The sequence below is a fragment of the Nocardia sp. NPDC050435 genome, from assembly GCF_040655395.1.
In the GTDB taxonomy this organism is placed as follows: Bacteria; Actinomycetota; Actinomycetes; order Mycobacteriales; family Mycobacteriaceae; genus Nocardia.
In genome coordinates, this window is sequence record NZ_JBFAJW010000002.1 from 600,378 (window position 1) to 617,933 (window position 17,556).

15 protein-coding genes are annotated in these 17,556 nt (G+C 69.7%); 7 read left to right on the top strand and 8 right to left on the bottom strand.

Going from position 1 to position 17,556, the window contains the following annotated elements; genetic code table 11:
- Window positions 1-30: 30 nt before the first annotated feature.
- Window positions 31-1,542 (bottom strand): MFS transporter, encoded by a 1,512-nt coding sequence (locus AB0I43_RS07145; RefSeq protein ID WP_357431505.1) that lies wholly within the window; start codon window positions 1,540-1,542, stop codon window positions 31-33.
- A 127-nt stretch (window positions 1,543-1,669) separates the two neighbouring features.
- On the opposite strand from AB0I43_RS07145, the gene AB0I43_RS07150 reads away from it, so the two are divergent.
- Window positions 1,670-2,401, top strand: a complete 732-nt coding sequence (locus AB0I43_RS07150) for a TetR/AcrR family transcriptional regulator (protein WP_356971978.1) — start codon at window positions 1,670-1,672, stop codon at window positions 2,399-2,401.
- 88 nt (window positions 2,402-2,489) lie between these two features.
- On the opposite strand, the gene AB0I43_RS07155 is transcribed toward AB0I43_RS07150, so the two are convergent.
- Window positions 2,490-4,370: an ABC transporter ATP-binding protein gene (locus AB0I43_RS07155; RefSeq protein WP_356971979.1), complete on the bottom strand. Its 1,881-nt coding sequence runs from the start codon at window positions 4,368-4,370 to the stop codon at window positions 2,490-2,492.
- 138 nt (window positions 4,371-4,508) lie between these two features.
- On the opposite strand from AB0I43_RS07155, the gene AB0I43_RS07160 reads away from it, so the two are divergent.
- A complete protein-coding gene (locus AB0I43_RS07160; RefSeq protein WP_356972256.1) occupies window positions 4,509-7,427 on the top strand; it encodes an FAD-binding and (Fe-S)-binding domain-containing protein in 2,919 nt (972 codons plus the stop codon).
- 256 nt (window positions 7,428-7,683) lie between these two features.
- The gene (locus AB0I43_RS07165; RefSeq protein WP_356971980.1) at window positions 7,684-8,622 is read left to right on the top strand and encodes a DNA-3-methyladenine glycosylase 2 family protein; all 939 of its coding nucleotides are present in this window, start codon (window positions 7,684-7,686) and stop codon (window positions 8,620-8,622) included.
- 187 nt (window positions 8,623-8,809) lie between these two features.
- Here the strand turns inward: AB0I43_RS07165 and AB0I43_RS07170 are convergent, their stop codons facing one another.
- Window positions 8,810-9,016 (bottom strand): hypothetical protein, encoded by a 207-nt coding sequence (locus AB0I43_RS07170; protein WP_194816555.1) that lies wholly within the window; start codon window positions 9,014-9,016, stop codon window positions 8,810-8,812.
- A 494-nt stretch (window positions 9,017-9,510) separates the two neighbouring features.
- Between AB0I43_RS07170 and AB0I43_RS07175 the strand changes: the two genes are divergently transcribed.
- The 3 genes from AB0I43_RS07175 to AB0I43_RS07185 all read left to right on the top strand — a co-directional run bounded on the left by AB0I43_RS07175 (window position 9,511) and on the right by AB0I43_RS07185 (window position 10,918).
- A complete protein-coding gene (locus tag AB0I43_RS07175) occupies window positions 9,511-10,443 on the top strand; it encodes a helix-turn-helix transcriptional regulator (RefSeq protein ID WP_356971981.1) in 933 nt (310 codons plus the stop codon).
- Complete coding sequence (locus tag AB0I43_RS07180) at window positions 10,440-10,649, top strand: DUF397 domain-containing protein (protein WP_356971982.1); 210 nt, start codon at window positions 10,440-10,442, stop codon at window positions 10,647-10,649. Before AB0I43_RS07175 ends, AB0I43_RS07180 begins: the two co-directional genes overlap by 4 nt.
- A 131-nt stretch (window positions 10,650-10,780) precedes the next feature.
- A complete protein-coding gene (locus AB0I43_RS07185) occupies window positions 10,781-10,918 on the top strand; it encodes a hypothetical protein (RefSeq protein WP_356971983.1) in 138 nt (45 codons plus the stop codon).
- A gap of 48 nt (window positions 10,919-10,966) precedes the next feature.
- On the opposite strand, the gene AB0I43_RS07190 is transcribed toward AB0I43_RS07185, so the two are convergent.
- The 3 genes from AB0I43_RS07190 to AB0I43_RS07200 are packed head-to-tail and all read right to left on the bottom strand — an operon-like array spanning window position 10,967 to window position 14,511.
- Window positions 10,967-11,713, bottom strand: a complete 747-nt coding sequence (locus AB0I43_RS07190; protein WP_356971984.1) for a succinate dehydrogenase/fumarate reductase iron-sulfur subunit — start codon at window positions 11,711-11,713, stop codon at window positions 10,967-10,969.
- Window positions 11,714-11,715: 2 nt separating this feature from the next.
- Window positions 11,716-13,647 (bottom strand): fumarate reductase/succinate dehydrogenase flavoprotein subunit, encoded by a 1,932-nt coding sequence (locus tag AB0I43_RS07195; RefSeq protein ID WP_356971985.1) that lies wholly within the window; start codon window positions 13,645-13,647, stop codon window positions 11,716-11,718.
- Between the two features lie 33 nt (window positions 13,648-13,680).
- Window positions 13,681-14,511 (bottom strand): hypothetical protein, encoded by an 831-nt coding sequence (locus AB0I43_RS07200; RefSeq protein WP_356971986.1) that lies wholly within the window; start codon window positions 14,509-14,511, stop codon window positions 13,681-13,683.
- A 368-nt stretch (window positions 14,512-14,879) separates the two neighbouring features.
- On the opposite strand from AB0I43_RS07200, the gene AB0I43_RS07205 reads away from it, so the two are divergent.
- Window positions 14,880-16,037 (top strand): acetyl-CoA acetyltransferase, encoded by a 1,158-nt coding sequence (locus AB0I43_RS07205; RefSeq protein ID WP_356971987.1) that lies wholly within the window; start codon window positions 14,880-14,882, stop codon window positions 16,035-16,037.
- Window positions 16,038-16,095: 58 nt separating this feature from the next.
- On the opposite strand, the gene AB0I43_RS07210 is transcribed toward AB0I43_RS07205, so the two are convergent.
- A complete protein-coding gene (locus AB0I43_RS07210; RefSeq protein ID WP_356971988.1) occupies window positions 16,096-16,383 on the bottom strand; it encodes a hypothetical protein in 288 nt (95 codons plus the stop codon).
- A gap of 192 nt (window positions 16,384-16,575) precedes the next feature.
- Window positions 16,576-17,547: an alpha/beta hydrolase gene (locus tag AB0I43_RS07215; protein ID WP_356971989.1), complete on the bottom strand. Its 972-nt coding sequence runs from the start codon at window positions 17,545-17,547 to the stop codon at window positions 16,576-16,578.
- Window positions 17,548-17,556: the final 9 nt, after the last annotated feature.

Here is a 17,556-nt window from a genome sequence, read left to right on the forward strand (position 1 = left end):
CACTGTCCGATCGGGCCGATATCGTCGGTGCTACGCGGCGAGCGCCAGTTCCCGCACCTCGGTGTCCGGCGCGGGCCGGTGCTTGCGCAGGACGAAGAAGGCCAGGACGGCGGCGGTCACGACGCCGGCGGCGCCCGCGAGGAAGCTGGCCGACATCGCCTCGGCGAAAGCCGCTCGGGCACTGGTGATCAGCGTGTCGTCACCGGTCGCGGCGGCCACGGCGAGCGCGTCGCCGATGGAGTGCCGGGCCGCCTCGGGGACCTCGGCGGGCATGGCGGCGGTGTATCCGGTGGACAGGATGGCGCCGAGCACCGCGATGCCCAGGGCGGCGCCGGCCTGCTGAATGGTGTCGTTCAAAGCCGAACCCGCACCGGCCTGTTCGGCCGGAACCGCGCCCATCAGCGCCGCGATGGCGGCGGGCTGGGCCAGACCGGCGCCGGCGCCCAGCACGGCCAGCGCACTCGCGATCATCCCGAAACCGCTGTCGGCCTGCAGGTTCGACAGCAGCACCAGACCGCCGGCGCTGATCAGCATGCCGCTCACGGCCAAGGCGCGGTTGCCGAGCTTGGCGCCGAGCCCGGCTCCGAGGGCGTTGCACAGGATGGAGGTCAGCAGCATCGGGATGAGGGCCAGCCCGGCCGCGGTCGGGGAGTAGCCGAGCACGAACTGCAGGTACTGGGTCAGCACCAGCAGGATGCCGCCGTTGGCGACCTGGACCAGCGTCAGCGAGAGGCTGCCGCCCGCGAAGTCCCGGTCCCGGAACAGGTTCAGCGGCACCATCGGCTCGGCGACGTGCCGTTCCCAGGCGAGGAAGGCCGCCAGGCTCGCGACGGCGACGGCGAGGGTGACCTGGGTGCCGGTGTGATCGAAGCCGCCCTTGGGAAATTCGATGATGGTCCAGACCAGGGCGGTCATGCCGACCATGGACAGCAGGGCGCCCGGGATGTCCGGCTTGGTCTGCGGGCCACGGGATTCCGGCATCAGCACCAGGGCCGCCACGATGGCGACGACCGCGACCGGAATGTTGATCAGGAAGGCCGCGCCCCACCAGAAGTGCGCGATCAGCACGCCGCCCAGCACCGGGCCGCCGATCAGGCCGAGCACCGAGGCCGCGCTCCACGCGCTCATCGCCTTGCGGCGCTCCGCGTCGTCGAACACGGTGATCAGGATGGACAGCGTGCTCGGCAGCACCAGCGCGCCGCCGATGCCCATCGCGGTGCGGGCCGCGATCATCTCCAGCGCGCTGCCGGCGAGGGTCGCGCCGAGCGAGGCCAATCCGAACAGGGCCAGGCCGATGATCATCACCCGCCGGCGGCCGAACCGGTCGGCCAGGCTGCCCGCGGTGAGCAGCAGGCCGGCGAAGACCAGGATGTAGGAGTCCAGGATCCACTGGATGTCCTGGGCGCTCGCGTCCAGATCCGCGGCCAGTGACGGCACCGCCACGGCCAGCACGAAATTGTCGATGACCAGGACCAGGGTGCTCAGGCAGAGCACGACCAGGATCCACCAGCGCTTCGGGTTGCGGGTGTCGATGGTGTCCATCGGAAACTCTTCTCTCACGGGGTTGCGAACGCTGTTTGCGTGTTGCGAACACTGTACGCATACAGATTGCACGTTCGCAAGAGCGAACAATGTGCGCTATGGTGGGCGGCAACGAGAAGGAGTGCCGATGTCCAGCGAGAAACCACAGGTCGAATCGGTGTGGACGCGCCCGCGTAAGCGGCGTGATCAGCCGGCGCTCACCCGGGAGCACATCGTCGCCGAGGCCGTAGCCCTGCTGGACGCGGAGGGCATGGAGGCCCTGACCATGCGTCAGCTCGGCACCCGCCTCAACGCGGGCGCCACCTCGCTGTACCGCCACGTCGCCAATCGCGACGAGTTGATCGAACTGGTGGTGGACGAGGTCTACGGCGAGATCACGGTTCCCGGCATCGCCGCGCCCGCGCAGTGGCGGGAAGCGACCGTGCGTTTCGCCGGCGATCTGCGCGCGATGGTCCTGCGCCACCCCTGGATGGCCGGCACGCTCAGCCAGGTCGGCCTGTCCCACCTCGGCCCCAACGTCACCCGCATGACCGATCGCATGCTCGCCCTCTTCCGCGCCGGCGGTTTCACCGCCGCCGAGGTCGGCGACGCCATCAGCGCCCTGAGCTCCTACGTCGTCGGCAGCAGCGTCAGCGAAGCCGCCTGGCTCACCACCCTGGCCCGCTCCGGCCGCTCCGAGGCCGACATGCTCGCCGCCCTGCGCCCCGCCGTCGAACAGGCGGCCGCCGACTTCCCCCGCCTCACCGAAGACCTCGCCACCACCACCTGGACCGAGGACCCCGCCGAAATCCGCGACCGCAAATTCACCTACGGCCTCGACCGCCTCCTCGACGGCCTCGACCCCCGCCGCACCCCCTGACTCGTTCACGGAATTCGGTCGGCGGCATGCCTTCCCGACAGTGCGACCCCGCCCACGCGGACAGTGGGCGGGGTCGTGCGGTCAGCGGCTAGGCGGCGGCTTCGACTGTGTCGTCGGCGAATTGGGTGCGGTAGAGCTCGGCGTAGCGGCCGGCGGCGGCGAGTAGCTGGGTGTGGGTGCCGCGCTCGATGATTCGGCCGTCTTCCAGGACCACGATCAGGTCGGCGGCGCGGATGGTGGAGAGGCGATGCGCGATCACCAGGGCGGTGCGGCCGTTCAGGGCCTCCGACAGCGCTTCCTGGACGGCGGCTTCCGAGGTGGAGTCCAGGGAGGCGGTGGCCTCGTCCAGGATGACCAGGCGCGGCTGCTTGAGCAGCAGGCGGGCGATGGTGAGGCGCTGGCGTTCGCCGCCGGAGAGCCGGTAGCCGCGCTCGCCGACCACGGTGTCCAGGCCGTCGGGCAGCGATTCGATCAACGGGCGCAGGCGCGCTCGTTCCAGCGCGTCCCACAGATCCGCCTCGGGTGCGCCGGGGCGGGCCAGCAGCAGGTTGGCGCGGATCGTGTCGTGGAACAGATGCCCGTCCTGGGTAACCAGACCCACGGTGGCGCGCAGTGATTCGGCGCTGAGCTCGCGGACATCGGCGCCGTTCAGCCGCACCGTGCCGCTGTCGACGTCGTAGAGGCGCGAGACCAGCTGCGCGATGGTGGATTTGCCCGCGCCGGAGGAGCCGACCAGGGCCACCAGCTGCCCGGGCTCGGCCCGCAGCGACACGTTGTGCAGCACGTCGATACCGCCGCGGGTGTCCAGCGTGGCGACCTCCTCGAGCGAGGCCAGCGACACCTTGTCGGCCGAGGGGTAGCCGAAGGTGACATCGTCCAGTTCCACGGCGACCGGGCCCGCCGGCACCGCACCGGCGCCGGGCGCGTCCTCGATCAGCGGCTTCAGATCGAGCACCTCGAAGACCCGCTCGAAGCTGACCAGCGCGGCCATGACCTCCATGCGGGCGCTGGCCAGCGCCGTCAGCGGCGTGTACAGCCTGGTCAGCAGCAGCGACAGGGCGACGACCGCGCCGGCGTCGAGCTGACCGCGCAGCGCGTACCAGCCGCCGAGACCGTAGACCAGCGCCAGGGCCAGCGCCGAGACCAAGGTGAGCGAGGTGACGAAGACCGTCTGCAGCATCGCGGTGCGCACACCGATGTCGCGGACGCGGCGGGCCCGCAGCGCGAACTCCTGGGACTCCTGCTCGGGCCGGCCGAACAGTTTCACCAGGGTGGCGCCGGGCGCGGAGAAGCGCTCGGTCATCTGGGTGCTCATGGCCGCGTTCAGCTTGGCCGCCTCGCGCTGCAGCGTGGCCAGCCGATTGCCCATGCGCCGCGCCGGAATGACGAACACCGGCAGCAGCACCAGCGCGAGCAGGGTGATCCGCCAGGAGATGCTGACCATCACGCCGAGGGTGAGCGCGAGGGTGACCAGGTTGGCGACGACACCGGAGAGCGTGTCGCTGAAGGCGCGCTGCGCGCCGATCACGTCGTTGTTCAGGCGGCTGACCAGCGCGCCGGTGCGGGTGCGGGTGAAGAACGCGATCGGCATCTTCTGCACGTGGTCGAACACGGCGCGGCGCAGATCGAGGATCAGGCCCTCGCCGATCCGCGAGGACAGCCACCGGATCACCACGCCGAGCGCGGCGTCGAACAGGGCCAGGACCGCGATGATCAGGGCGAGCAGCACCACGACTCGCGGCGCGGACCCGCCGACGATGCTGTTCACCACCCGGCCGGCCAGCACCGGCGTGGCCACCGCCAGCAGGGCCGAGATCACGCTGAACACCAGGAACACCGCGATCCGCCGCCGGTGCGGCTCGGCGAACCGGGCGATCCGCTTGGCCGTGGCCAGGCTGAACGGCCGCTGCTCGTCCGGTGCGTTCATCCGGCGGTACATCTGGCTGTAGGCCACGGACTCGATACTCACGCTCGCACTCCCTCTCGCTTCCGGCCCATTCAAGCCGGTGCCCCCGACACTAGAACCTGAACAATGGTTTAGATCAACCCATTCCTCCCGGTCCGGGCCCGGCCCCGCCACTAGGCTGACGGGGTGACCGAGGATGGGATGGCCGACGCCCTGCGGAAACGCATTTCCGGCACGGTCGATTCCTCCGCGCGCCGGCGCGCGGAGTATTCCTCGGACGCCTCCAACTATCGGGTGCCGCCCGCCGCCGTGGTGTTCCCGCGCGCGGACGCGGATGTCGCGGCCACCCTCGCCTTCGCCCGCGAGCACGGCCTCGCGGTGACGGCGCGCGGCGGCGGCACCTCGGTCGCGGGCAACGCGATCGGCGCGGGGCTGGTCCTGGATTTCAGCCGGCACCTGAATCAGGTGCTGGAGCTGGATCCCGAGCGCCGGATCGCGCGGGTGCAACCGGGTGTGGTGCTGTCGGAATTGCAGCGCCGGGCGGGCGCGCACGGATTGCGGTTCGGCCCGGACCCATCGACGCAGAACCGGTGCACGCTCGGCGGCATGATCGGCAACAACGCCTGCGGCCCGCGGGCGGTGGCCTGGGGTCGCACCTCCGACAACGTGCGCGAACTGCGGATCCTCGACGGCCGGGGCGCCGAACGGCTGCTGGCCGACGACCCGGCGGCGCTGCCCGGCCTGCCGGAATTCACCCGGGCGCACCTGGCCGTGCTGCGCACCGATCTCGGCCGCTTCGAACGCCAGGCCTCCGGGTACGGGCTGGAACACCTGCTCCCGGAGCGCGGTTCGTCGCCGGCCAGGGCCTTCGTGGGTACCGAGGGCACCTGCGGACTGCTGCTCGAGGCGACCGTGGAGCTGGTGCCGCTGCCGCGGGCCACCGTGCTCACGGTGCTCGGCTACCCCGACATGGCCGCGGCGGCGGACGATGTCGCCGCCGTCATGCGCTGCGCCCCGATCGCCGTCGAGGGCATCGATGCCCGCCTGGTCGATATCGTGCGCGCCCATCGCGGCACCGTGCCCGACCTGCCGCGCGGCGGAGCGTGGCTGTTCGTGGAGACCGCGGGCGAGACCCCGGCGGCGGCGGTCGACCTGGCGGTGCGGCTGTGCAAGGAAGCCGGCGCCCTGGATTCGCGCATCGTCACCGAAAGCGCCGAGGCAGCGCCGCTCTGGCGCATTCGCGCGGACGGCGCGGGTCTGGCCGGGCGCACCCCGGACGGGCGGCCCGCCTGGCCCGGCTGGGAGGACGCCGCCGTCCCCCCGGAACACCTCGGCGCGTACCTGCGCGATTTCGCCGACCTCACCCGCGCGCACGGCGTCGACGGCCTGCTCTACGGCCACCTCGGCGACGGCTGCATCCACGTGCGCCTGGATCTCCCGATTGCCGAAGCGCCGCAACGCTTCCGGTCGTTCCTGTTCGACGCGGCCGAGCTGGTGGTCGGTTACGGCGGTTCACTGTCCGGCGAGCACGGCGACGGCCGGGCCCGCTCGGAACTGTTGTCGGTCATGTACTCCCGCGACGTGCTCGACGTCTTCGCGGAGTACAAGGCGCTGTTCGACCCGGACAACGTCCTGAATCCCGGTGTGCTGGTGGATCCGAGCCCGATCGACGCCGCGCTCCGGGTCGCGGATCTGCCGATCGTGCCCGCCGCCGGCGGTTTCGCGTTCCCGCACGACGACGGCGATCTGTCCACAGCCGTCCACAGGTGTGTCGGCGTCGGTAAATGCCGGGCCGACAACGGATCCGCGGGCGGTTTCATGTGCCCGTCCTACCTGGCTACGGCAGACGAGAAGGACAGCACCCGGGGCCGGGCCCGGGTGCTGCAGGAGGTGGTGCGCGGCGCGCTGCCCTGGGATTCGCCGGCCGTGGCCGAATCCCTCGACCTCTGCCTGTCCTGCAGGGCCTGCCGCTCGGACTGCCCCGCCGGCGTCGACGTCGCGACCTACAAATCCGAGGCGCTGTACCGCCGCTACCGCCGCCGCCCGCGCCCGATCGATCACTACACCCTGGGCAGTCTCCCGCGCTGGCTCGCGCTCGCGACCCGCTGGCCGCGCGCCGCGAACGCACTCGCCGGAAACAGCCTGCTCCGCCGAATCGGCCTGCGCGCGGCGGGAATCGATCCGCGCCGGGATGTGCCGCGCCTCGCGGTGCCCAGCCTGCGCCGCGGACCGGAGTACGCCGCCCTGCGGGGGCAGCCGCGCAGCCGGTGGCCAGGCCGCCTGCGCACCGCGTGGAGCGGCCTCGGCACGGGACGGCCGGAGCGCGCCGACTCGCCGGACCGCCGAGTCCACGCTCGCGGCGAGATCGCCCGGCCACGGGATCGCGCAGCCGAGCCGGGAGCGCCCCTACCCCGGGAATCCACTCCACCGGTGCTGCTCTGGGTGGACACCTTCACCGACGCCTTCGACCCCGACATCGCCCTGGCCACAATCGAATTGCTGCGCTCACTCGGGCATCGGGTGCGCGTACCCCGTCGCCGAATCTGCTGTGGTCTCACCTGGATCAGCACCGGCCGATTGGACGCGGCGCGCGCCCGGCTCCGCGCCACCGTGGACGAACTCGACGACCACGTCCGCGCCGGCGGCGTGGTACTCGGCCTGGAGCCCTCGTGCACCGCGGTACTGCGCGCGGACCTGCCGGAACTGCTGCCCGAGGATCCCCGCGCCGCGCGCGTCGCGGGCGCGGTCCGCACACTCGCGGAATTCCTTGCCGAGCAACCCGATTGGCGGCCGCCCCGGCGCGACGGCGCCGAGGTGGTGGTCCAGCCGCACTGTCACCAGCACGCCGTGCTCGGCTTCGACGCCGACCGCCGGCTGCTCGCCGCGATGGGCGTGCGGGTCCGGGAGGTGGCCGGCTGCTGCGGCCTGGCCGGGAACTTCGGAATGCAGCGGGGGCACTACGACATCTCGGCGCGGGTGGCTGGGAACGGCCTGCTCCCCGCGCTGCGCTCGGCGCCCGACGCCACACTGCTCGCCGACGGCTTCTCCTGCCGCACCCAGGCCGGGCAACTGGCCGGGCGCGAGGGCGTGCACCTCGCGCGCTTCCTGCGCGGCGACTGAGCTCGCCGCGCGGGCGCGGCGAGCTCGACGGCCTCAGCTACCGAAGGGCAGCGTGCCGGGCGGGACCGAGTAGCCCGAGCTGCCGGGGGAGATGGCGCCCCAGAAATCGAGCAGGGCATTGAGCAGACTGGTGAGCATGAAACCCTCCGATGGTTCCGATAGATCGTGCGTGCCGGATCACGATCGCTATCGGTGCCCGGGAATGGCCCGTTAACCCGATGCGACGAGCGCCACCCGCGCCCGGCAGAATGAGGCGGTGCGCGAGCAGGCGGCGATTGCCGAATCCGGCCTGGCCCGGACGGTGACTTCGGACCGCCCGGTCGATCTCGCCCACACCATCGCCCCGCTGCGCCGCGGCGCCGGTGACCCGTGCCACGTCGACGCCGCGGACGGCACGTTCTGGCACGCCTCCCGCCTGCCCTCGGGTCCGGTGACCTTCCGGCTCGCGCAATCCGGCGCCCGCGCCGTGCGCGCCCAGGCTTGGGGCCCGGGCGCCGACGAATTCCTGGATCGGCTGGAGCACATGCTCTGCCTCGACGAGGACGTCTCCGGGTTCGTGCCCGAGCACCCCAAGCTCGCCGACGCGCACCGCCGCTTCCCGGGCCTGCGCATGTTGCGTACCGGCCTGGTGTTCGAGGCGCTGGTGCCCGCCGTGCTGGAGCAGAAGGTGCACACCAAGTCCGCCCGGGCGTCCTGGCGCGCGCTGGTCCGAAGATTCGGCACGCCGGCTCCCGGCCCGGCCCCGGCGGGGTTGCTGCTGCCGCCGGACGCCGACACCTGGCGGCGCATCCCGTCCTGGACCTACCACCGTGCCAATGTCGGCCCGCAGCGCGCGCAGACCATCGTCCGCGCCGCCCGCCTGGCCGACGCCCTGGAGCGCACCGCCGCGCAGGACCCGCTCGAGGCCGCGCGCCGGCTGTGCACGATTCCCGGCATCGGCGTCTGGACCGCCGCCGAGATCGCGCAGCGCGCGTTCGGCGACGCCGACGCCCTCTCGGTGGGCGATTACCATCTCGCCGCGATCATCGGCTGGACCTTGCTCGGCCGCCCGATCGACGACGCGGAGATGATCGAGTATCTGGAACCCGTGCGGCCGCACCGCTATCGGGCGGTGCGCCTGCTGGAGATCAGCGGGTACGCGCACAAGCCGAAGTTCGGCCCGCGCACCCCGCTCACCGATCATTCCTGGCACTGACGCCGAAACCGGCCGTCCCGCCGGAGCTTCGGGCGGGATCCAGACGCCGGCACCCGCGAACGGGTCCTCTCTACCGGAACATGCTGGATCCCGGCCGAAGCTCCGCCGGGACGGTGGTGCTGCGGTGCGCGCGCTGCCGAGGCCTTCCCCAAAGTCCCGGCGGCGCGCGCTCCTCGGCGGGAACTGCTCAGGTACGCAGTGCCCGCTCGTCCAGGACGCACTTGCCCGCTTCGACCAGGGTCGCGCGGGCGCGGCGGCGCACGCGGCACCGGTCCACGGTGCAGTCGAGGTGCAATTGCATTGCCGCGTGCGCCTGTTCGGTGGTCATCGGACCCGGATCGGTCCCGCAGGCGAGCAGAGCGGCGACGTGCATATTCAGGTTTGTCAACTGCATGGCGCGACCTCCATCCTTTCCCGGGAGTCGTGGGCTGGCATTCTGTCAGCTACCGCTCTCGACGCGACCGACCACGGCGCGGCGCTGGGCCGCGCGTGTCGCGGGGAAACCCTCCAGCGCTCCCGGCTGGACTGGTCCGGTCGTCGATCTTCCACGGCCATGACTCCTCGTTCCTGCGTGCGATTCCTGTGATGTGCCCGGAGCTTTCGCAGCGGGGAGGGGGCCGGGCCTGGAAGGCTCCGGGCACACTTCCAGCACACCACTGAGAACGGCGTCGAGCAACGGACTTGCCGGAAGCCGGAAGATTTCGCGCGAATTCCCAGCACGAAGTCCAGGGAGGGGAGGAAGATTCTCCATACTGGATGAGAGTGTGCTGTAGCCCCCAAAGAGCCTATTGCCCAGGCGAAGTGCCGGGCGCGTGCCGAGCGGCGCGCGTCGGCGCGGCGCCTCCGGGCGAGCCTGAGCACTGAACGGAGCGTGCCGTGTCTGCGAGTATGGCAAGAGTATCCGCCACCGACAGCGATTCCGATCGCCCCTCCGCGAGTGCGGACAGCGCGTCCTCGACGCTGCCGCGCCGCCAGCTCGGCAGATATCTACGGGACTGGCGCACGCAAGCCGGCTTGACGATCGCCGAGGCCTCGCGCCTGATGGAGTGGGGCGCGAGCACCCTGCAGCGCATGGAAAAGGGCCAGGCCGACCGCATTCGGACGATCGACATCCAGGAGCTGTGCCGCATCTACGGCATCCCCGACGATCTGGCCGACGCGCTCAAGGGTCTCGCCCAGCAGGCCGCGGTGAAGAGCTGGTGGCACGCCTACGGCGATCTGATCCCCGAGAACTTCGACGTCTACGTGGGTTTGGAGGCCTCGGCGCATCAGCTCACCTCCTACCGTTCCGAACTGGTACTGGGCCAGCTCCAGACCGCCGACTACGCGCGGGCGCTGAACCGGCTCGGCTACCCCGAGGCCTCCGAGGACGAACTCGAGCGCCGGGTGCAGCTGCGCCAGCAGCGCCAGGCCCTCACCTCGCGCAAGACCTCGCCCGCCGGCGTCGACGTGGTGCTGCACGAATCGGTGCTGCGCCGGGTGGTCGGTGACGTGAAGGTGATGGCGGCGCAATTGCGGCACCTCGCCGATATGAGCACCAGACCCAATGTGTCGCTGCGTATTCTGCCGTTCGCCGCCGGCATCCCGCTCGGCGACGCCACCGGGCCGTTCACCGTCCTGCAGTTCGGGATCGACAGCAAGGGGCATCCGGTGGAACCGCCGGTGGTCTATGTGGAGGGGTTCACCGGTGATCTGTACCTGGAGCGCCCGGCCGACGTCGAGCGGTATCTGGATGCACACGAGTGTCTGCAAAGCGCGTCGCTGGACGCGCAATCGAGCCGAAACCTGTTGCGGCAGGTAGCGAAGGAGTTCGTGGGATGAAGGGAAACGTCGATCTGTCCGCGGCCACGTGGCGCGCGACGGGCGGGCCGGCGGGCAACGGCGTGGAAGTCGCGTTGCTCGCGGACGGCTATGTCGCACTGCGCAACGGCAATGATCCCGGCGGCGGAGTTCTGGTATTCACGCCCTCGGAATGGGCGGCATTCACCGCGGGCGTGCACGACGGGGAGTTCGATCGCCCGCAGTGAAATGATCACGGAATCGTGCACGGGGATCACCGCTTTGTTTACTTCGTCTAACAGCGGGGTAGTTATTTCAGGTGGACCGCGGGTTGAAGAACACCCATCCCCGGTATCGGAAATTACGTCCGGGCGATTGGGTGGAATGGCTGATCGTAGCGCTGTTATTCGGCGTCTCGGCGGTCGGCGTGTACGTTCTCTCGGGGTCGCTGCTGTCGGCGCTGTTCGTCGGGGTCCTGGTGTGGGCGGTCGCCCTCGGGGTCATCGCGACATTGTGACAGGGTGCGCGGGAACCGGCCGGGTGCGCAACCCGGCCGGTTCTGTCGTCAGCGCCGGAAAAGCTTGTTGCCCAGCCAGACCAGCGGATCGTACTTGCGGTCGGCCACGCGCTCCTTCATCGGGATGAGTGCATTGTCGGTGATCTTGATGTGTTCCGGGCAGACCTCGGTGCAGCACTTGGTGATATTGCACAGGCCGAGCCCGTGCTCGTCCTGCGCCATATCGCTGCGGTCGGCCACGTCGAGCGGATGCATTTCCAGCTCCGCGATCCGCATGAGGAAACGCGGCCCGGCGAAGGACTCTTTGTTCTCCTCGTGATCACGAACGACGTGACAGGTGTTCTGGCACAAGAAGCATTCGATGCACTTGCGGAACTCCTGCGAGCGCTCGACATCCACCTGCTGCATCCGGTAATCACCCGGTTTCAGGTCGGCGGGCGGCGTGAAAGACGGTATTTCCCTTGCTTTTACGTAATTGAAGGAGACGTCGGTGACAAGATCGCGAATCACCGGGAAGGTGCGCATCGGCGTCACGGTGATCAATTCGTCCGCGCCGAAGGTGGACATCCGGGTCATGCAGAGCAGCCGCGGTTTTCCGTTCACCTCCGCCGAACACGAACCGCATTTGCCCGCTTTGCAATTCCAGCGCACGGCGAGGTCGGGCGCCTGGGTGGCCTGCAGGCGGTGGATGATGTCGAGCACCACCTCGCCCTCGTTCACCTCGACGGTGAAATCCTCCAGCGCGCCGCCGGTGTCGTCGCCGCGCCATACGCGGAACTTCGCGTCGTATCCCATGGCTAGGCCTCACCTTCCGCGGCAGTAGCCGGCTGGCCCGGGAGTTCGTCCGGGCGGTAGTACTTTTCGAGCTCGGCCACGTCGAACAGCTCGAGCAGGTCTTTGCGCATCGGCACCTGGTCCGCCGGGGTGACCCGGATGGCGGGCACCGGTGCGTCGGCGTCGTTCGGGTCGATGGAGCAGACCAGCAGCTTGTTGCGCCAGACCGGATCCATCGCCGGGAAATCGTCGCGGGTGTGCCCGCCCCGGCTCTCGGTGCGCAGCAGCGCGGCCTGCGCCACGCACTCGCTGACCAGCAGCATGTTGCGCAGGTCCAGGGCGAGGTGCCAGCCCGGATTGAACTGCCGGTGTCCTTCGACCACCATGCTGTCGAAGCGTTCCCGCAGTCCTGCCAGCCGTTCGATGGCCTGCTGCAGTTCGTTCTCCTTGCGGATGATGCCGACCAGGTCGTTCATCGCCTGCTGCAGATCGGTGTGCAGGGTGTAGGGGTTCTCGCCCGCACCGTCCTCCGGCGGATCGAACGGCGCCACAGCGGCTTCCGCGGCGGCGGACAGGTCCTCGTCGGTGATCGTGGGCCGCTCGGCCAGCTGCTCCACGTAGCTCGCCGCGCCGAGCCCGGCGCGTCTGCCGAAGACCAGCAGATCCGACAGCGAGTTGCCGCCCAGCCGGTTCGAGCCGTGCATGCCGCCGGAACACTCACCGGCGGCGAAGAGCCCGGGGACGGTGGCGGCGCCCGTATCCGGATCCACCTCGATGCCGCCCATCACGTAGTGACAGGTCGGGCCGACCTCCATCGGCTCCTTCGTGATGTCCACGTCGGCCAGCTCTTTGAACTGATGGTGCATCGACGGCAGCCGCCGCCGGATCTCCTCGGCGGGCAGTCGCGAGGCGATGTCGAGGAACACGCCGCCGTTCTTGGTGCCGCGGCCGGCTTTGACCTCGGAGTTGATGGCGCGCGCCACCTCGTCGCGGGGCAGCAGGTCGGGGGTGCGGCGCGCGGAGTCGTTGTCGCGCAGCCACTGATCGGCTTCTTCCTCGGTTTCGGCGTACTGCCCCTTGAAGACCGGCGGGATGTAATCGAACATGAACCGCTTGCCCTCGGAGTTCTTCAGCACTCCGCCGTCGCCGCGCACGCCCTCGGTGACCAGGATGCCCTTCACGCTGGGCGGCCAGACCATGCCGGTCGGATGGAACTGCAGGAACTCCATGTTGATCAGGGTCGCGCCGGCGCGCAGCGCGAGCGCGTGCCCGTCGCCGGTGTACTCCCAGGAGTTCGAGGTGGTCTTGTAGGACTTGCCGATGCCGCCGGTGGCCAGGACCACCGCGGGCGTTTCGAAGAGGATGAACCGCCCGGATTCGCGCCAGTAGCCGAAGGCGCCGGAGATCTTGTCGCCGTCCTTGAGCAACTCGGTGATGGTGCACTCGGAGAACACCTTGATCCGGGCCTCGTAGTCGCCGGTCGCGGCGAAGTCCTCCTGCTGCAGCGAGACGATCTTCTGCTGCATCGTGCGGATGATCTCGAGGCCGGTGCGGTCGCCGACGTGCGCGAGCCGCGGGTAGGTGTGGCCGCCGAAGTTGCGCTGGCTGATCCGGCCGTCCTTGGTCCGATCGAACAGCGCTCCATAGGTTTCCAGTTCCCAGACCCGGTCCGGCGCCTCCTGCGCGTGCAGTTCGGCCATGCGCCAGTTGTTCAGGAACTTGCCGCCGCGCATGGTGTCCTTGAAGTGGGTCTGCCAATTGTCTTTCTCGTTGGCATTGCCCATCGAGGCCGCGCAGCCGCCCTCGGCCATCACGGTGTGCGCCTTGCCGAACAACGACTTGCACACCACCGCGACGGAGTGGCCGTGTTCCCTGGCTTCGATCACCGCCCGCAGACCGGCGCCGCCGGCACCGATCACGACGACGTCGTATTTGTGCCGTTCGAGTTCTGGCATGGGTGCGAATACTCCTGGAATCGAGGCTGATAGCTAGTTGATGAACCGCAGATCGGAGAGGGTGCCGCTGGCCACCAACATGACGTAGAAGTCCGTGAGCACCAGGGTGAACAGGGTGACCCACGCCAGCTGCATGTGCCGGGTGTTGAGCTTGGAGACCTGGGTCCAGAACCAGTAGCGGACCGGGTGCGCGGAGAAGTGCTTGAGCCGCCCGCCCGCGATGTGCCGGCAGGAGTGGCACGACAGCGTGTAGGCCCAGAGCAGGATGACGTTGCCCAGCAGCACGATATTGCCCAGGCCGAAGCCGAATCCGCCGGTCTTGCCGTGGAAGGCGGTGATCGCGTCGTAGGTGTTGATCAGCGAGACCAGCACGGCCACGTAGAAGAAGTAGCGGTGCGCGTTCTGGATGATCAGCGGCAGCTTGGTCTCGCCGGTGTACTTGGCGTGCGGCTCGGCCACGGCGCAGGCCGGCGGCGAGAACCACACCGCGCGGTAGTAGGCCTTGCGGTAGTAGTAGCAGGTCAGCCGGAAGCCGAGCAGGAACGGCAGCACCAGGAAGCCCAGCGGGATGAACGCGGGCAGCTCGCCGAACCAGGCGCCGAAGTGCCGGGCGCCCTCCTCGCAGCTGGTGCTGACGCAGGGCGAATAGAACGGCGTCAGGTAGTGGTAGTCCTCCACCCAGTACGCCGTTCGTACGAACGCCCTGATCGTCGCGTAGATGATGAACGCGCTCAGTCCGAGCACCGTCAGCAGCGGGGGGACCCACCACCTGTCGGTGCGCAGGGTGCGCTCGGAGATCCGGGCCCGGGTCCGGCTGAAGACGCCGGGGCCTGTCTCGGGAGTGGTTGTCGGTGCGGCACTCACAGCTGGATGCCTCGCTCTGCTGTGCGGGTGGTCATTCGATACCTCCGCAATCGAATGTGATGCTGAGCACCATACGACACGTCAGCTATCGCGTGAGCGGGGTCCCGGCAAAGCCGACCCATATGATCTGTGCCACAACTGATCTTGGGAAGGTATGACAAACCCGGCAATCAGCGGTTTTCGAACCCCGTTCGAAGGCAAGGTGATTCGCTGTCCAGGCAACCGGTGTGCTACGAAAATGAAACCGTACGGATTGCAACTTCACACGGCGGCAACACGACTGTGTTGTGGTGACTCCAGGATCGAACCGCGACGTGCACCGAGGAATCGGGCACGGCGGGCGAGCAGTGGTCCGGGAGGTAGACACGATGAGAAGAGCCGCGATTGTGGCGCCGGTCCGCACGCCGAGCGGCGTCGACCGCGGCGCGCTGTCCGGGCTGTCGCCGCACAGCCTGGTGACGGCGGTCCTCGATCACGTCGTGGATCGTTCCGGCATCCACCCGAGCCGGATCGAGGACATCGCGCTGGCCGGCGTCGACGCCCGCACACTGTCCTGGCTCGCCCTGCCCGGCTTCATCACCGACCGCCGCGGCGGTAGCGGACTGCAGGCCGTGCTCACCGCGGCGATGATGGTGCAGACCGGCGCCGCCGACGTCGTCATGGCCGGCGGCGTCGAGTCCGCCTCGCATCCGACCGCGCCGGACCGCGGGGCCCTGGCCAACGCCGAGGCGGTCGCCGAGTACTACGGCATCGGCCGGGCGGCGGCCGACGAGTTCACCGTGGCCAGCCATCGCAAGGCCGCCCGCGCCTGGCGACGCGGCGCGTTCGCCGCCGAGATGGTTCCGGCCGGCCGGGCCGCGGGCCCGATCGACGCGCCGACCGATTCCGGCGCACTCCGGATCCTGCGCGACGAGGGCGTGATCGAAGAGATCTCGGCCGAGGCGCTGGGCATGCTGGAGCCGGTGCTGCCCGGCGGGGTGGTGACCGTCGCCAATATGAGCGCGCACCGGCACGGGGCCGCGGGCTGCCTGGTGGTGGCCGAGGACCGGCTGGAGGAGCTGGGCCTGGAGCCGATCGCCTTCGTGGCCGGCTGGGCCGCCGCCGGAATCGATGCCGGCACCGCGACACTCGGCGCCGCGCCGGCGGTGACCAAACTCCTGGACCGCACCGGTCTGACCCTCGCCGATCTGGACCTGGTCGAGATCAACGAGGGTTTCGCGGTGGAGGTGCTCGCGCTGGCCGAGGAATGGGAACTCGATCCGCTGGCCGGGCTCAACGTCAACGGCTCCGCGCTGGCGCTGGGGCATCCGGTCGGCGCGACCGGGCTGCGCATCATGACGACGATGCTGCACGAGCTGGCGCGCGGCGACGGCCGCTACGCGCTGGAGGTGATCGGCCTGGGGCCGCACCACGGCATCGCGGCGCTCTTCGAGTCGGCGCGCACGGCCCCGGCCGTCCAGGCGCCGCGCGGCGCGCGGTTCCACGGGGCCAGTCCGTCGCGGCGCTTCGGCCGCCATCGCGCCTGAGTCCCGCCGCGCACGCAAATGTCCCGGCCGTGGCCACGGCCGGGACGCGGAGGAGCGGCTACTTGGTGCGCGGGCGGGAGTGGAAGCCGAGGCCCTCGTCCTGCGCGCCCATCCAGGCCGACTCGTCGGACTTGCTGTCGGGGACGTAGATGGTCTCCTGCGGGCGCCGCGACACCTCCGGTGGCGGGGTCTGCTCGAAGTCCTCGGCGTCGATGACGAGACGTTCGAGATCGTTCTCCAGTCGCCGCACGGTGTTCGCGTCGCCGTAGTGCGAGCGCAGTGCGCTGATCGATTGCCGGAGCTGGCCTACCGCATAGCGGAGTTCCGCGATTTCGCTGCGTGTCATCGTTTCCTCCTGTGTTCGCTGGCGGGTCATTGATCGCGATGAGACTAGTCAACCCTGTGACCCACCACACATCGTGATCTACAACACAGTACGTGACGATTTCGGATCTGGCTCGTCGGATGCGGAATTCTGGTGGATTGCCCGAGTGTTGCCCGTTTCGGTTGTGACCTCACCCGTAGGTTCGCCCAAGAGCTAGCCCGCCGCCGCGAACTCTGTACCCGGCCCGTGCTCGGTGAGCGTGGCGCACACCCGGTCCACCAGCGCGACGATCTGCAGTGCCACCTCCTCGGCCCGCTCCAGGATGACGCTGTGCCCCGCGCCCTCCACCCGCACCAGCTCGGAGCTGCTCAGCTGGGAGGCCAGCACCACCGAGTGCACGAACGGGACCACGATGTCGGCCGAGCCGGCCAGCACCAGGGCCGGGATGTGCCCGAGATTCGGCAGCGAGGCGGTCTCGTCGAAGGCGATCAGCGACCCCAGGAAGCTGGACATGGTGAGTAGCGGCGTGTCGTTCAGCATCGCGGTGGCGACCGCGACCATGCGCGGATTCACCTTCTTGGTGCCGAACTGCGCCTCGCGGATGATCGGCTCGAAGATCCGGCGGGAGAACCGCTTCGAGGCCTGCATGACCCTGGGCGCGCGCAGCACCGCGGTCTGCAGCGAGTTCACCGCGTACCGGTGCAGGAAGCGGCCCAGGCCGATCTCGGTGAGGCCGTTGGCGGCGCCGGCGATCAAGCCGACGCCGACCACGCGGGTGCCGATCGCCTCGGGAAACAGGCGGGCATAGGCGAGGCACACCATCGCGCCCATCGAGTGTCCGACCAGGACGACCGGGCCGGTCGGGGCGACCGCCCGCAGCACGGCGTCGAGATCGCGGCCGAGCTGATCGATGGTGTAGGTCGAGGGGTGGGCCACTCCGGACTCGCCGTGGCCGCGGTGGTCGTAGAAGACCATGCGGGTGTCGGTGTTCCAGTGGCTCAGCAGTTGATCCCGCAGATAGGACCAGGAGTCGGTGCGCAGGCAGTGCCCGTGCACGAAAACCACGGTGAGCGGCGCGGTTTCGGCGCCGAAGGTGCGGACGGCGATCGCGACGCCGTCGTCGGCAGCGACCGTGACACGGTGGCCGTCGTAATCGGCGGCCACCCGGGCGATGGGGGTGGACATGGGAGTCTC

What these genes read in the sequence shown, in the direction of transcription:
- AB0I43_RS07195 (WP_356971985.1), bottom strand. Translation starts at nt 13,647, where the DNA reads ATGCCAGAACTCGAACGGCACAAATACGACGTCGTCGTGATCGGTGCC.
- AB0I43_RS07170 (WP_194816555.1), bottom strand. Translation starts at nt 9,016, where the DNA reads ATGCAGTTGACAAACCTGAATATGCACGTCGCCGCTCTGCTCGCCTGC.
- AB0I43_RS07210 (WP_356971988.1), bottom strand. Translation starts at nt 16,383, where the DNA reads ATGACACGCAGCGAAATCGCGGAACTCCGCTATGCGGTAGGCCAGCTC.
- AB0I43_RS07180 (WP_356971982.1), top strand. Translation starts at nt 10,440, where the DNA reads ATGAAGGGAAACGTCGATCTGTCCGCGGCCACGTGGCGCGCGACGGGC.
- AB0I43_RS07175 (WP_356971981.1), top strand. Translation starts at nt 9,511, where the DNA reads ATGGCAAGAGTATCCGCCACCGACAGCGATTCCGATCGCCCCTCCGCG.
- AB0I43_RS07145 (WP_357431505.1), bottom strand. Translation starts at nt 1,542, where the DNA reads ATGGACACCATCGACACCCGCAACCCGAAGCGCTGGTGGATCCTGGTC.
- AB0I43_RS07190 (WP_356971984.1), bottom strand. Translation starts at nt 11,713, where the DNA reads ATGGGATACGACGCGAAGTTCCGCGTATGGCGCGGCGACGACACCGGC.
- AB0I43_RS07150 (WP_356971978.1), top strand. Translation starts at nt 1,670, where the DNA reads ATGTCCAGCGAGAAACCACAGGTCGAATCGGTGTGGACGCGCCCGCGT.
- AB0I43_RS07215 (WP_356971989.1), bottom strand. Translation starts at nt 17,547, where the DNA reads ATGTCCACCCCCATCGCCCGGGTGGCCGCCGATTACGACGGCCACCGT.
- AB0I43_RS07160 (WP_356972256.1), top strand. Translation starts at nt 4,509, where the DNA reads ATGGCCGACGCCCTGCGGAAACGCATTTCCGGCACGGTCGATTCCTCC.
- AB0I43_RS07205 (WP_356971987.1), top strand. Translation starts at nt 14,880, where the DNA reads ATGAGAAGAGCCGCGATTGTGGCGCCGGTCCGCACGCCGAGCGGCGTC.